Raw genomic sequence first — 12,688 nt, forward strand, 5'->3', positions numbered from 1 at the left:
TCCAAGGCTGTCCAAACGACGGCTCATCAAAGAAAGAAGTGGAAAACATGTTGTCGGCAGTAAAAAGATTTTTAATCGGTCGTCCATTAAAATCATCTGAGTTAGGTGATCAAAAGCTTAACAAAACAAAAGCTTTAGCCATCCTATCGTCAGATGCATTATCTTCTGTAGCATATGGACCGGAACAGATTTTGATTGTATTGGCTACGGTAGGGGTAATCGCGTTTTGGTATTCGATTCCGATTGCAATAGGTGTCCTTGTTCTGTTGTTGGCACTTATTTTATCATATAGACAAATTATTTTTGCTTATCCACGTGGCGGTGGCGCCTATGTTGTGGCGAAAGAGAATCTTGGTGAAAATGCAGGGTTGATAGCAGGCGGCTCGCTGTTGGTGGATTATATCCTGACGGTTGCAGTAAGTGTCTCGGCAGGTACCGATGCCATTACTTCCGCAATCCCAAGCCTGCACGATCATAATGTGGCCATTGCAAGTGTACTCGTTATCTTTGTTACCATCTTGAATTTAAGAGGTATTACCGAATCGGCGTCCATACTAGCGTATCCAGTCTATTTGTTTGTTATCGCTTTATTTATTCTGATTGGCGTGGGTCTTTTCAACATTATTACGGGAAATGTGTCACCTGATTTGCATGCACCTCTAGGTACACCTGTTGCGGGTCTCACTTTATTCCTATTGCTCAGAGCATTCGCATCCGGAAGTTCTGCATTAACCGGGGTTGAAGCCATTTCGAACTCAATTCCAAACTTTAAAAACCCAGCAGCAAAAAATGCAGCAAAAACGTTAGTAATGATGGGTTCATTGCTCGCTTTGTTATTCACCGGAATTGTCTTTCTGGCTTATTACTACGGAATATCTCCCAAAGTGGAGGAAACTGTGATTTCACAAATGGCTTCCGAGATTTTTGGGCGAAACTACATGTATTATTTCATACAAGGTACGACTGCCTTGATCCTGGTCCTTGCAGCTAATACAGGATATTCAGCTTTTCCGCTTTTGGCATTCAGCCTGTCGAATGATAAATACATTCCAAGCATGTTCAAAATGAGAGGCGATCGATTGGGCTATTCCAATGGGATTATCACACTTGGAATTACTTCCATCCTTCTCATCATTGTTTTCCAAGGACAAACGGAACAACTTATTCCGCTTTATGCAGTCGGAGTATTTATTCCATTTACGTTATCTCAAACAGGGATGCTCGTTAAATGGATGAGGGAAAAGCCAAAGGGTTGGATGGTCAAACTAATCACTAACTTTGTCGGGGCATTTATCAGCTTTGCGGTCATGATGATTTTCTTTATTACCAAATTCGGACAGGTTTGGGCGGTTCTAATCTTTTTGCCTCTGCTCGTATATATTTTCCATAAAATAAAGCAACATTATATTTCTGTTGGCGAACAGTTAAGTATATCTACTTGTGAACCTGCAATGCCAATAGAAGGAAACGTCATTATTGTGCCGGTCGCAGGAATCACGCATGTAGTTGAAAACTCATTAAACTATGCCAAGTCACTTAAGCCGACACAAATTATTGCCGTATATGTATCTTTTGAGAGAAAAGATGAACATATTTTCCAAGAAAAGTGGAAAAAATTCCAGCCTGATGTTCGGCTTGTTACTTTGCATTCTCAATATAGGAGTATTACCCAACCATTGGGGAAATTTATTCGTACGGTGGAATATAAGGCAAATGAATCAAACCATCGTGTAACCGTCTTGATTCCTCAGTTTATCCCGAAAAAAGGGTGGCATAATATCCTTCACAATCAGTCAAGTTTACTGATCAGAGCCATCCTGCTATATCGCAGAGATGTTGTTGTAACTACAGTTCCTTATCGTTTCAAGAAGTAATATAGAAATATAGATAACTACTGCAAAAAAATGCATCCATCCAAGAATTTAAAGTGATGGATGCATTTTTAAAATGCTTCAAGATATTAGCTATTCAAGTATCCATCGATCAATCACTTGTCCGTAATTCCCGAATACGGGATCCATTGAAGGAGCGGCAACTTGGTTAATTTCATTTATAACATGAGGTCTTTCATTGGATTGACCTGTTTTAAGGTTGTATTCTTTACCCTCGGCGTATGCTCCAACAACTTCGAAGTCTGCACTGCCCTTAATTTTTTTATGCCCCGTACCTGCAGGCAAAACCAAAACATCCCCTGTCCTAACTTCAACTGTTTCCCCGTTTTTACCCCCTAGTCTTAATATGGCAGATCCAGAGCGCACGCCTAAAACTTCGTGTGCATTGCTATGGTAATGATGATAGTCAAACACGCCATCAACCCAACTGTTTCGCCAATTATTCAATCTGAAAGTCGGTTCTATTTCTTGTGGATGCTGCTTGAAAACGCCGGGATATAAGATTACTGGTAATTCTGGATTATTTGGAATAGTGCCATCATCTTCGAACTTAAATAGTTTATAAGTAGAATTAATCACAATTACTCCTCCCTTTTGGTGCTGTTAATAGCATAACTACCCGTTTGAACAAAAAATAATCTTTCGGTTTGATTGAATCCAAAGAAGGAAAGATTATAAGTATAAATCGGGAAATACGTTACTAGAATAGTTATATTTAGGAGGAAGAGAATGATAGATTGCACAGTAGTAGGTGGAGGTCCAGCAGGATTAAATGCCACTCTAGTATTAGGAAGAGCAAGAAGAAATGTAGTGTTAGTCGATAGTAATGAAGCACGCAATAAAATAACGGACGCCTCTCACGGTTTTATCACGAGAGATGGCGTAAAACCAGCAGAATTCAGAGCGATTGCCCATCAAGAGTTCAGTCGGTACCCAACTATCCAGACTTTGAAAGACAAAGTGGTGGAAATTACGAAAGAGAAGATTGGATTCTTAGTAAAAACTGAAATGAAAAAACAATGGACTACTCGTAAAGTCATTCTGGCCACGGGGGTGAAAGAGAAATTTCCAAATATCCCAAATCTGCGAGATTTTTATGGTACAAGTATTTTCAATTGTCCGTATTGCGATGGTTGGGAAGTACGAGATCAACCACTCGCCTTGTTTGGAAGGATTGATTACACCCTTCACACCGCCAAGATATTACGAAATTGGTCTCAAGATCTCGTCCTATTTACGAATGGGGAAGAATTGACGAAAAGCCAATCGAAAGAAATACAAAAAAATGAGCTTAGGGCTGAGACAAGTCCGATTCGTCTTTTAATCGGAAAAGAAGGAAAGCTCCAAAAAATAGAGTTGGAAAATGGTAACACCATAGAACGCATGGCTGGTTTTATTACACCAGAGCTCGAACAGGCAAGTGAGTTAGGTACTCGCCTTGGAGTTAAATTAAATGATACTGGTGGCCATCATTCGGACGAGGTAGGAAAAACGAAGATCCATGGCCTGTTTGTTGCCGGAGAAGCGTCTAACGTTTACCCAGCACAATTAATCATAGCGGCTGCTAGTGGGGCGGAAGCTGCGATGGCGGTGAATGTAGAGTTGACTCACGAGGGAATATTAGGAAGCGACAAATAATATTGATGCACCTCCATTTGTAATTACTGGGGGTGATTTTTAAATAGATAATAAATATAGAATTTTGATGTGCCGTGCACTAAGTATGGCAGGTGTTTTTAGAACCACTTTAAACATTAGAAATGAATGTTGCCTATAGGATGCAATTAAAAGTTGTTCACTCGCTGTTCTTAAACACATCATCTAGTGGGAGAAGGTCATTATAAATTTCAGGTCACATTATAGCCTCATACTCGTAATAAAAGTAAGGCAGGGATCGCCACGAAGACTCCTGTGGGAATAGCTTGAGCTGAAGACCCCCATAGGTGGCTGAAGCCAAACCCACGGAATGCGAAGTGGCGGTCCCTGCCATTTTTTCATGGCGATTTTCGAGTATGTTAGTCAAAAATACCTATGTTTTGTTGAACTTTAAAATACTAGTGTTTTTCCTTAGTAATATAAACACCCTCAAATTGTAAAGAAATATCTTATGTTTTGTCATGAAACTGTAATGTTTAAATGTTATTTTATTTCTACAAACGAGAAATAAAGGAGAACTACCAACTTGAAAAAATTCAGTTTCGTGTTAAGTTTTGTACTAATGTTCCTCGTCGCTTTTGCCAATGATTCGGAAGCCGCTGCTTCTGTGCACACAGTTAAAAAAGGTGATACATTATATAAAATTTCCAGACAATATAACATTACAGTTTCTACATTAAAATCAATTAATAACCTAAAAACTGACGTGATTAAACCGAACCAAAAAATCAAATTAAAAAAAGTTACTACTGCTGCCGCTAAGAAAAAAACGCCATCCCGTTCGAATACCACAGTTGTAAAAGAGTTCATGGTATCGACAACTGCCTACACAGGGAATTGCCGAGGTTGTTCTGGCATTACGGCAACTGGTATTAATTTAAAAAAGAATCCAAACTTAAAAGTAATTTCTGTTGACCCAAGCGTTATTAAACTTGGAACAAAAGTATATGTTGAAGGCTACGGATACGCGATTGCAGGCGATACAGGTAGCTCAATTAAAGGAAATAAAATTGATTTGTTTATGCCAAACCAGACAAGTGCTTTAAAATGGGGACGCAAAACAGTTAAAATTAAAATTTTAAATTAAACTATGTATTAAAGCTTACTTGCCGATTAGGGCGGGTAAGCTTTTTTTAGTTGATGGTGGATATCAAAAGTTTTAATGACACAAAGTTTACAAAGGAATGACAAAACTTGCAGGAAAACCTGCATTTAGTTACAATGAAGGAGTCAAACAGTTTGATTAATCGTTTCGGAGGGAATATTTATGAAGGATTTACTGCATAAGATAGAAAATTCCTATAAGGATTTTTCTGCAGGGCAGAAAAGAATTGCAGATTTGTTTAAAGAAAATCAAATCTTGCTGGCTTTTTCTTCAGCTTCAGAGATTGGCAAAAAGGTAGAAGTTAGTGAATCAACGGTGATCCGGTGGGCTCAGAAACTTGGATTTAAAGGATATGCGGAGTTCCAGCATGTAATACAAAAGAAACTTGCAGAGCGGCGTATTGAACAAGTAGAAGACCAAGATACAACCGAATACACGTCACAATCTATCGTGAAAAATTTGCTTGATGCAGATATAAAGAGCATTTCACAATTGAAGGAGACGTTGCAGGAAGAACAGTTACTTCAAGTTGTGGATTTGATAGGCTCAGCTAAGAGAATATATGTAACAAGCAACTTTTTCGATTTCGGTTTAGCTCATTCGTTTACCCATTGGATGAATAGGGTATTAGACAAAACAGAATTGTTAATGCAAGGAGACATGCAATATTACCATCAATTGTCCAAACTGACTGAAGATGATATCCTCATTGCCTTCGCTTTTCCACGTTACACAAAGAATGTGATGGAAACGTTACAAACGGCAAAAGAACAAGGTTCTACCGTTATTGTCATCACAGATCATGTTGATGCACCTGTTGCCCCGTACGCGGATGAATTGCTGCTCGTACCGATTTCTACGACGCTAAGCATCGATTCCTACACGGCTGTACACGCCTTACTTACTTCAATCATGCGCTTCATTTATGTGAAAGAGCACGAAAAGGTAAAACAAAACTTGGCAAGAATTGATGCCATGTACGAAAGAAAGGGTATTTTCACCCGAAATGAAACGACCGAACTAACTGACGAAAAATAACAGCTAAGGGGAGATTTATTTTGAAAAAGAAATACTCGTTTTTAACTGCGCTTGCAGCTATAGCTATGCTTATTACAGGTTGTGGAAGTGATGAATCAAAGTCTAATGGTGAAACTAGTTTGACTGAGGATGGAAAACTAACCTATGCATCCAGTGGATTATATAAGCCATTTAACTACCAAGAAGGCGGTAAATTAACTGGTTTCGATGTGGAAATCGGTGCTGCTATCGCTGAAAAAATGGGGTTAGAACCTAACCCAGTTACGACTCCGTGGGAAACAATTATTCAATCCCTTAAAGGCAACAAGTTCGATGCGATCATCGGATCAATGGCCATTACAGATAAACGCTCAGAACAAGTAAGCTTCTCTGACCCATACTATTACTCTGGGGGAATGATTTTTGTGCCAGCCAACAGTGATATATCTTCAGCAGAAGACTTAAAAGGCAAGCGCATTGGTGTGGTAGCACAAAGTACTTACGATACAGCGGCTCAAAAATATAGTGATGACATCAAGTACTACAGCAGTGATGTTGTGGCATTGAAAGATTTAACGGTCAAAGGACGTTTAGATGCAGTAATTACTGCGGACGTTGTAGGATATGAAGCAATCGCTTCAGGAATGGAAATTAAAGAAGTAGGCGAACCGTTATGGATCGAACAAGCTGCAGTTGCCGTACGTCCGGAAGATGAAAAATTATTAAAAGACATTAATGCAGCAATTAAAGAAATGGTAGAAGATGGAACATATGAAGAGATTTCAAACAAATGGTTCAAACGTAATCTCCTTGATGTGGAATTGGAAGGAATAGAGATTTTAAAATAATTCACATCACATGTATGAAAGGAGACGACCATGGAATTATTGAACACAGTATTTGAAGTTTTCATGCGAACTTATCCAGGCTTCCTCGAAGCTGCGCTAATGACATTAAAAATCACGGCTGTTGCACTTGTGTTAGGGTCAATTCTAGGATTAGTTTTTGCATTGATGAAAATATCACGCTCAAAGATTTTGCAAACAATTGCTAATGTATATATTACAATTATCCGAGGTACGCCTTTAATTGTACAAATCATGTTCCTATATTTCGGGATAACTGAAATTATCACCCTGTCTGGTTTTTGGGCAGGAGCCATCGCACTAGGTATTCATAATGGTGCCTACATTGCGGAAATTTTCCGTGGCGCTATTCAAGGGATTGATCGCGGTCAACGCGAAGCTAGTAGCTCCCTTGGGATGACCAGAGCGCAGAGTATGCGACGCATCATTTTCCCGCAAGCTTTGAAACGCTCGATTCCACCTCTTGGCAATCAGTTCATCATTACTTTGAAAGATTCTTCATTGGTTTATATCATCAGTGTGCAGGAACTGTTTGCCCTGGCAAACAGAGAAGCGGCCCAGTCTTATCAACCACTGGAAACCTTTTTAGTAGTTGGAGTTTACTATCTAATCTTGGTTATGATCTTCACATATTTACTGAAACTTTATGAAAACAAATTGAATGTCGACAAATAAGAAGGAGGAGATCAAATGTTAAAAGGGACAAATATCCATAAGTCGTTTGGCGATTTGGAAGTTTTGAAAGGCATTGATCTGGAAGTCGCTCCTTCGGAAGTGGTCGTCCTGGTCGGGGTCAGTGGATCTGGTAAAAGTACGCTTTTAAGATGTTTCAATTTTCTTGAACGAATCAATAAAGGGACCATCGAAGTGGATGGACAAGTGGTGGATCCCAAGAAACATAAATTATCAAAAATCCGTGCTGAAGTCGGCATGGTTTTCCAACATTTCAACCTGTTCCCGCATATGACGGTGCTTGAAAATGTTATCGAAGCACCCATGATTGTGAAAAAGATGAAAAAAGAGGATGCTGTTGCCTTGGCTAAAGGTTTACTTGAAAAAGTAGGTTTGGCTGACAAAGCAGATGTTTACCCAAGTAAGCTATCTGGTGGACAAAAACAACGTGTGGCAATTGCACGTTCACTCGCAATGGAACCTAAAGTTCTTTTGTTTGATGAACCAACATCAGCGCTTGATCCTGAGCTTGTAGGGGAAGTGCTGAGTGTTATGCAGCAACTAGCACAAGAAGGCATGACGATGGTTGTGGTGACACATGAAATGAAGTTTGCGCGTGAAGTGGCAGACCGTGTCATTATGCTGGATGAAGGTCGGATTATTGAGTCTGCAGATCCAGTTACTTTCTTTGAAAATCCGAGTCACGAACGTACTAAACAATTTATTCAATTAGTCGATTAAATGGAAAAAACCCCGATGATCAGTTTAAGCTGGTCATCGGGGTTTTTGTATGGGGATAAAAAGAGGAGTATCTGTTCGGGAATCGTCTGACAGTCAACCCCACATTTGGACTTTACATCAGAACGAATAAAAATGTTCGGTTTATCGGCGACCGAAGCCGTATGGGTTCATTCCACCAAAAGGCATTTGGTTTTGGTTCGGAGGAACAACAATATTTTGAGTAATTTCACGGTAATAAGTTTTAGGTACGTCAACAATGTGTTGTCTGTTGCAAGTAATTAAAGGTTGAATATAAGGAACTTCACGTTTCACATACGAGTTAGTATAACGGCATAAAGGAGGACATACAACTGGTTGAACACCTGGTTGCATACCTGGTTGCATATTCGGTGGCATGTTTGGTTGAGCACCTACTTGCATATTTGGTTGCATACCTTGAACACCTTGAAAACCTTGACGTCCACAACCACAGTTTGATCCTGGCATATTGCGATACATAATGAATTCACCTCCATTCTATCTCTTTTAATAGATGCAATTTTGTTCCTTTTGGCAACGGCGTTCAAATCATTTCTTGCAGAGAGATTTTTATTCCCGTAAAATTATTGGATATAGTATGAACCGGGGAAAGGGTGCGACGAGTGTAAGATTCTTCTTTCAATCTAATAAACTGAATAGAGTGAAGGAGAGATTCATGTGAACGATCGTCGTTCTTTTTATTTTCTATGGATAAGCCAAATGATGGCCAATGGTGGGGATGTCCTTTATATTGTGGGACTGATACAACTGGTTTATGTCTCTAGTGGGTCTGTTTTAACACTGACACTGATCCCATTAACCATTACCTTTTCACGGCTGGTTGGGAGTTTTCTAACCCCACTTCTTTTGCACCGGTTTCCTTTACGTCAAATATTACTTTTTTCGATGGTCGGGAAAATCATTGTCTTAAGTGGCGTTTTTTTATGCAAAGAAGAAAGTATTCTATGGATTCTTATTTTGGTCAGTGTTATCGCCTTCCTGGATGGGTGGGCAACCCCAATTCGACAAGCCATGTTGCCTGAATTGGTGGGGAAATCGGATTTGCCAAAGGTTAATAGTTTAGTAGCCATTTCCGATAACACAATCAATCTGGTAAGTTGGCCGATTGGCGCATTTTTTGTCGCTCTTTATAGTGGGGGAACCCTTTTGCTTGTAACCATCTGTCTATATATATTGGCATGGATGCTCACATACGGAATTAAAGTGATACCCCATGCCAAGGAGGAAGTGCAATCCTTATCTCAGCAGCTTTCCGGAGGGTGGAAGTATAGCTTTTCCGTAAAGCCTATACGTAATATACTGCTGCTAGATACATTGACAGCATTTGCAGGAGCGGTCTGGATTTCTGCAATTCTATATGTCTATGTTGACGAAGTACTTGAGAAAAGCACTGCTTGGTGGGGATACATCAATGCCTTTTATTCAGGTGGCTTTTTGATCGGTGGGTATTTGTTTACGAAATTAATGAAGGCACCTGCGCATCTGATGATTGGAGCGGGTTGTTTCCTTACAAGCCTATTAACAGTGTGGTTTCTGTTTCCGTATTATGCGTCTATTGCGCTGGTCATTTCATTGTTCCTTGGTGTCTTCGGTCAATTACAACTGATTGCCCAATTGACTGTAATGCAAACTCATACAGATGCAGATCAACTTGGTCATGTATTTTCAGTTCAATCTGTTTTGGTGACGGGGGCATTTGGAGTCGCGACTTTTATTTTCGGATGGATAGCCGAAACTTTTGGAATTGAAAATGCCTTTTATCTCTCTGCTCTATTATCGTTAGGAGCAGGCGTATTTGCTTTCTGTCAAAAGAACGCATTGACTTATTTATTAAATGACTAATTAGCAGCACTTGGGATATTAAATTCCAAGTGTTTTTTTGTTCTAAAAAACTTTAAATGCATTACCAGAGGAGGGTGTTCTGTAAGAAGAAACATTATAAAACGTATAATAATTAATGCGTCAAAAGTACTTGAGGTGCTTACTATTAACGTGCTTTATTATTATTTTTTAAATAATTACTAGATTTAGCATATTAAAATGTTTCATACAATTCGTGTCGGGTAGTGTCAGAGTAAGGAGTGTGACTAGATGACTACAGATGAGCAATTAATCATCGGTCTTTATAACCAGGAACAACAGTCTCTGACCGATTTATATGACCGCTACTCTCAGCTTTTGTGGAAAATTTCGTACAGAACTGTTGCTGATGATGCTATCTGTGAGCAAATTTTAAACGAAGTCTTTAAAGATGTTTGGGCAAATCCAGAGAAATTTAATAACGGAAGTAAGTTATCTAGCCTATTGATAAAATGTTGTTTAACACATATCGATTCACTTGTTATTCAAAAGATTTCGTGACCCAAATGTCGATTCAGATAATAATGAAAATGTTCCACGTGGCACATTTTGTCGAAAGGTATTGAATCCATTTCTTTTATAGCGGAAGATGAATGTATAAGGGGAGGGCGAGAGAGAATGACAAAACGAGATGCAACCTATTACATAGAACATTTAAATATGGAAGCGCACCCAGAAGGGGGACACTATACACGGAGTTTCTATTCTGAAGAAAAAATGGAAACGTCGGATAGCAAAACAAGGAATCTCTACACGACAATTTACTTTTGCTTAAAGAGTGGCGAAATATCTCATTTACACCGACTTCAATCGGACGAATTATGGTTTTTCCATGACGGAAGTCCACTTACTATCCACGTGATACACCCTAATGGTGAATATACAGCTAAGAAATTAGGGTTGGACTTTAATAAAGGGGAAATGCCACAAGTCCTCGTGCCTAAAGGAGCTATATTCGGTTCCTCAGTTGATCTGGAATCTACATTTTCTTTAGTCGGTTGTATGGTGTCGCCTGGTTTTAATTTCGATGATTTCGAGCTCTTTACACAAGAAGAATTATTGGAATTATATCCTCAACAAGAAGTGGTCATTAACAGAATGGCATATAAAAAAATAGTGGATGGCAATTACAAATGACAATCACATATCGCTTTTATGAAGGACCTCAAGATTTACATCGGCAAATTGAATTTTGGAATGCTTGTACGAAACTACTTCCTTTTGCATGGAAGCCAACATTGTCACCAAATCAATTCATTAAACAACAACAATTCCATCCGCAATTACGATGTTTTGCCTATGATGGTGAACGTTGTGTAGGATACATGAGCTTCACAGGGAATCAAGATTTTATATCTTTAGGGTATCCTTGGGTTTTACGAGGGTATGAAGGAGAAGTCCAAGAGGAACTTTACCGTCGTATATATGGATTTGCGAAGAGTGAGGCTTTTGGAGGGAAGATGTTTGCCCAACGTTTTAGAAGTGATTGGACACAACAAATTGAGTATTTCATATCAAAAGGTTTTGAAATAACAAGACGAACGCCAATTCTGGTCAGTAATTTTGACAACGTGAATGCAGAGAATGATTTGATAGTAGAAAATGGGTTCACTTTTGAGAAATGGAAAAGGCTAGTGAAAAAGCACGACAATGCAACAGAAGAGCAATTTGCCATGATGAAGGAATACTATGGATCGGTCGATTTTGATTTCACGGTTTCATTTGAAGAAGAAGGATATTTCGGTGTGACGCTACGTCAAGATACAGGATATGTTGAAATAGTGGCAGTTGCCATTAATCCATACACTAAAAATTTCTCCAAGATGATTGAAACCATCATGAAAGAATGTAAAAGCAGAGGAGCAAAATTGATTAGCATTGCTGCTTCACATATCCCTCAAAATACTTCATTAAATGAATTAGGCTTTACTGAGCAAACTGAAGATGTCATGATGATGAAGAAAAGCGATCCTAAAGAATAGGACCGCTTTTTTTAATTATTTTGGGTAAAGTTAGCCGGAATGTTGAGCCTTCTTCCGAGCTATTAATTAGCTGTCAACCCTACAAATGTGTCAGGGGAATCTCAAAAAAAAAAGAGTGTGAAATTCACACTCCAATTACCATTCAATTTTTTCAGGATATTTTTTTGTAATGGACATATCATGAATATCGCTTTTCGTTGGATTGGCGGACTTAATTACTTGATTGCGAACGTCATAATAGTCTTTGTCTGGGAATGCCAATTTTAACGCCAGCTTGCCCAGCCCTTTTTCGCGTTGTTCTTTTGTTAAGTCAATATAACTTAAATTAAGCATATCAACAAATTGGATGGCATACTCTTGAACATTTGTTTCACTGTTGCTAAGGATCTTTATGAATTGATCATGTTCTTCTTTGGTCATAACGGATTGCAGGGCTTCTCCAACCACAGATTGAAATTTACGAATCGTTGTGACATGAACATCCAACGTTGGATATGGGTGCTTATTGCTGTATAAACGCACGAAATCATTTAAGGCAATGACGCTAAAAATGAGCTCGGGCCATAACACTTCTACAGAATAATAAATATTTTTTTCGGAAGTCACAATTTCATGCTGTTTCATCGTTTCTTTATGCAAACCATTCGCTGCAAAATCAACATGATGCTCAGCGCGTGAAGCTTGTTGGATAGAAATTGCCACATCCAGTACCCGCTTTCGTGAGCCGGCCCAGTCATAATACTTCTTTTCATCGCCGATCACTTGATTTATAGCTTGATTGACCTCGTCGAGATCCCAATAGTCTCCACGTATAAGTGCACCGGTAAAATTCGGTGTATGAGTTATCGATAACATTAG

14 protein-coding genes are annotated in these 12,688 nt (G+C 39.0%); 11 read left to right on the forward strand and 3 right to left on the reverse strand.

The window, feature by feature from the left end:
* Positions 1-47: 47 nt before the first annotated feature.
* Positions 48-1,874, forward strand: coding sequence for an APC family permease (locus ACQKEV_RS00600; RefSeq protein WP_427442368.1), 1,827 nt, complete (start codon positions 48-50; stop codon positions 1,872-1,874).
* 90 nt (positions 1,875-1,964) lie between these two features.
* Here ACQKEV_RS00600 and ACQKEV_RS00605 read toward each other — a convergent pair whose 3' ends face one another.
* Complete coding sequence (locus tag ACQKEV_RS00605) at positions 1,965-2,471, reverse strand: cupin domain-containing protein (RefSeq protein WP_427442370.1); 507 nt, start codon at positions 2,469-2,471, stop codon at positions 1,965-1,967.
* Positions 2,472-2,621: 150 nt separating this feature from the next.
* Here ACQKEV_RS00605 and ACQKEV_RS00610 point away from each other — a divergent pair, with 150 nt between their 5' ends.
* The 6 genes from ACQKEV_RS00610 (at position 2,622) to ACQKEV_RS00635 (ending at position 7,949) form a co-directional block, all read left to right on the forward strand.
* Positions 2,622-3,530, forward strand: a complete 909-nt coding sequence (locus tag ACQKEV_RS00610) for an NAD(P)/FAD-dependent oxidoreductase (RefSeq protein WP_427442372.1) — start codon at positions 2,622-2,624, stop codon at positions 3,528-3,530.
* 544 nt (positions 3,531-4,074) lie between these two features.
* Positions 4,075-4,635 carry a 3D domain-containing protein gene (locus ACQKEV_RS00615; RefSeq protein WP_427442374.1) on the forward strand — a complete coding sequence of 187 codons (561 nt, stop codon included), beginning with the start codon at positions 4,075-4,077 and terminating at the stop codon, positions 4,633-4,635.
* Positions 4,636-4,815: 180 nt separating this feature from the next.
* On the forward strand, positions 4,816-5,691 hold the full coding sequence (locus tag ACQKEV_RS00620) for a MurR/RpiR family transcriptional regulator (protein WP_427442376.1): 876 nt from the start codon (positions 4,816-4,818) through the stop codon (positions 5,689-5,691).
* 20 nt (positions 5,692-5,711) lie between these two features.
* A complete protein-coding gene (locus tag ACQKEV_RS00625; RefSeq protein WP_427442378.1) occupies positions 5,712-6,518 on the forward strand; it encodes a transporter substrate-binding domain-containing protein in 807 nt (268 codons plus the stop codon).
* 30 nt (positions 6,519-6,548) lie between these two features.
* The gene (locus ACQKEV_RS00630; protein ID WP_427442380.1) at positions 6,549-7,211 is read left to right on the forward strand and encodes an amino acid ABC transporter permease; all 663 of its coding nucleotides are present in this window, start codon (positions 6,549-6,551) and stop codon (positions 7,209-7,211) included.
* A 15-nt stretch (positions 7,212-7,226) separates the two neighbouring features.
* Positions 7,227-7,949 (forward strand): amino acid ABC transporter ATP-binding protein, encoded by a 723-nt coding sequence (locus ACQKEV_RS00635; RefSeq protein WP_427442382.1) that lies wholly within the window; start codon positions 7,227-7,229, stop codon positions 7,947-7,949.
* 141 nt (positions 7,950-8,090) lie between these two features.
* On the opposite strand, the gene ACQKEV_RS00640 is transcribed toward ACQKEV_RS00635, so the two are convergent.
* Complete coding sequence (locus ACQKEV_RS00640) at positions 8,091-8,447, reverse strand: hypothetical protein (protein ID WP_427442384.1); 357 nt, start codon at positions 8,445-8,447, stop codon at positions 8,091-8,093.
* A gap of 198 nt (positions 8,448-8,645) precedes the next feature.
* Here ACQKEV_RS00640 and ACQKEV_RS00645 point away from each other — a divergent pair, with 198 nt between their 5' ends.
* From ACQKEV_RS00645 to ACQKEV_RS00660, 4 genes are all read left to right on the forward strand, one after another.
* Complete coding sequence (locus ACQKEV_RS00645) at positions 8,646-9,830, forward strand: MFS transporter (protein ID WP_427442386.1); 1,185 nt, start codon at positions 8,646-8,648, stop codon at positions 9,828-9,830.
* Positions 9,831-10,079: 249 nt separating this feature from the next.
* Positions 10,080-10,349 (forward strand): RNA polymerase sigma factor, encoded by a 270-nt coding sequence (locus tag ACQKEV_RS00650; RefSeq protein ID WP_427442388.1) that lies wholly within the window; start codon positions 10,080-10,082, stop codon positions 10,347-10,349.
* A gap of 117 nt (positions 10,350-10,466) precedes the next feature.
* Positions 10,467-10,985 carry a cupin domain-containing protein gene (locus ACQKEV_RS00655; protein ID WP_427442390.1) on the forward strand — a complete coding sequence of 173 codons (519 nt, stop codon included), beginning with the start codon at positions 10,467-10,469 and terminating at the stop codon, positions 10,983-10,985.
* Complete coding sequence (locus ACQKEV_RS00660; RefSeq protein ID WP_427442392.1) at positions 10,982-11,830, forward strand: hypothetical protein; 849 nt, start codon at positions 10,982-10,984, stop codon at positions 11,828-11,830. Before ACQKEV_RS00655 ends, ACQKEV_RS00660 begins: the two co-directional genes overlap by 4 nt.
* A gap of 135 nt (positions 11,831-11,965) precedes the next feature.
* On the opposite strand, the gene ACQKEV_RS00665 is transcribed toward ACQKEV_RS00660, so the two are convergent.
* Positions 11,966-12,685 (reverse strand): DUF6904 family protein, encoded by a 720-nt coding sequence (locus tag ACQKEV_RS00665; protein WP_427442394.1) that lies wholly within the window; start codon positions 12,683-12,685, stop codon positions 11,966-11,968.
* Positions 12,686-12,688 lie beyond the last annotated feature (3 nt).

The sequence above is a fragment of the Paenisporosarcina sp. NPDC076907 genome (assembly GCF_050269735.1).
Lineage (GTDB): Bacteria > Bacillota > Bacilli > Bacillales_A > Planococcaceae > Paenisporosarcina.

Excerpts from the sequence above, each read along its gene's own strand:
- ACQKEV_RS00600 (WP_427442368.1), top strand. The coding sequence starts at position 48 with ATGTTGTCGGCAGTAAAAAGATTTTTAATCGGTCGTCCATTAAAATCA.
- ACQKEV_RS00610 (WP_427442372.1), top strand. The coding sequence starts at position 2,622 with ATGATAGATTGCACAGTAGTAGGTGGAGGTCCAGCAGGATTAAATGCC.
- ACQKEV_RS00620 (WP_427442376.1), top strand. The coding sequence starts at position 4,816 with ATGAAGGATTTACTGCATAAGATAGAAAATTCCTATAAGGATTTTTCT.
- ACQKEV_RS00630 (WP_427442380.1), top strand. The coding sequence starts at position 6,549 with ATGGAATTATTGAACACAGTATTTGAAGTTTTCATGCGAACTTATCCA.
- ACQKEV_RS00635 (WP_427442382.1), top strand. The coding sequence starts at position 7,227 with ATGTTAAAAGGGACAAATATCCATAAGTCGTTTGGCGATTTGGAAGTT.
- ACQKEV_RS00640 (WP_427442384.1), bottom strand. The coding sequence starts at position 8,447 with ATGTATCGCAATATGCCAGGATCAAACTGTGGTTGTGGACGTCAAGGT.
- ACQKEV_RS00650 (WP_427442388.1), top strand. The coding sequence starts at position 10,080 with ATGACTACAGATGAGCAATTAATCATCGGTCTTTATAACCAGGAACAA.
- ACQKEV_RS00655 (WP_427442390.1), top strand. The coding sequence starts at position 10,467 with ATGACAAAACGAGATGCAACCTATTACATAGAACATTTAAATATGGAA.
- ACQKEV_RS00660 (WP_427442392.1), top strand. The coding sequence starts at position 10,982 with ATGACAATCACATATCGCTTTTATGAAGGACCTCAAGATTTACATCGG.
- ACQKEV_RS00665 (WP_427442394.1), bottom strand. The coding sequence starts at position 12,685 with ATGTTATCGATAACTCATACACCGAATTTTACCGGTGCACTTATACGT.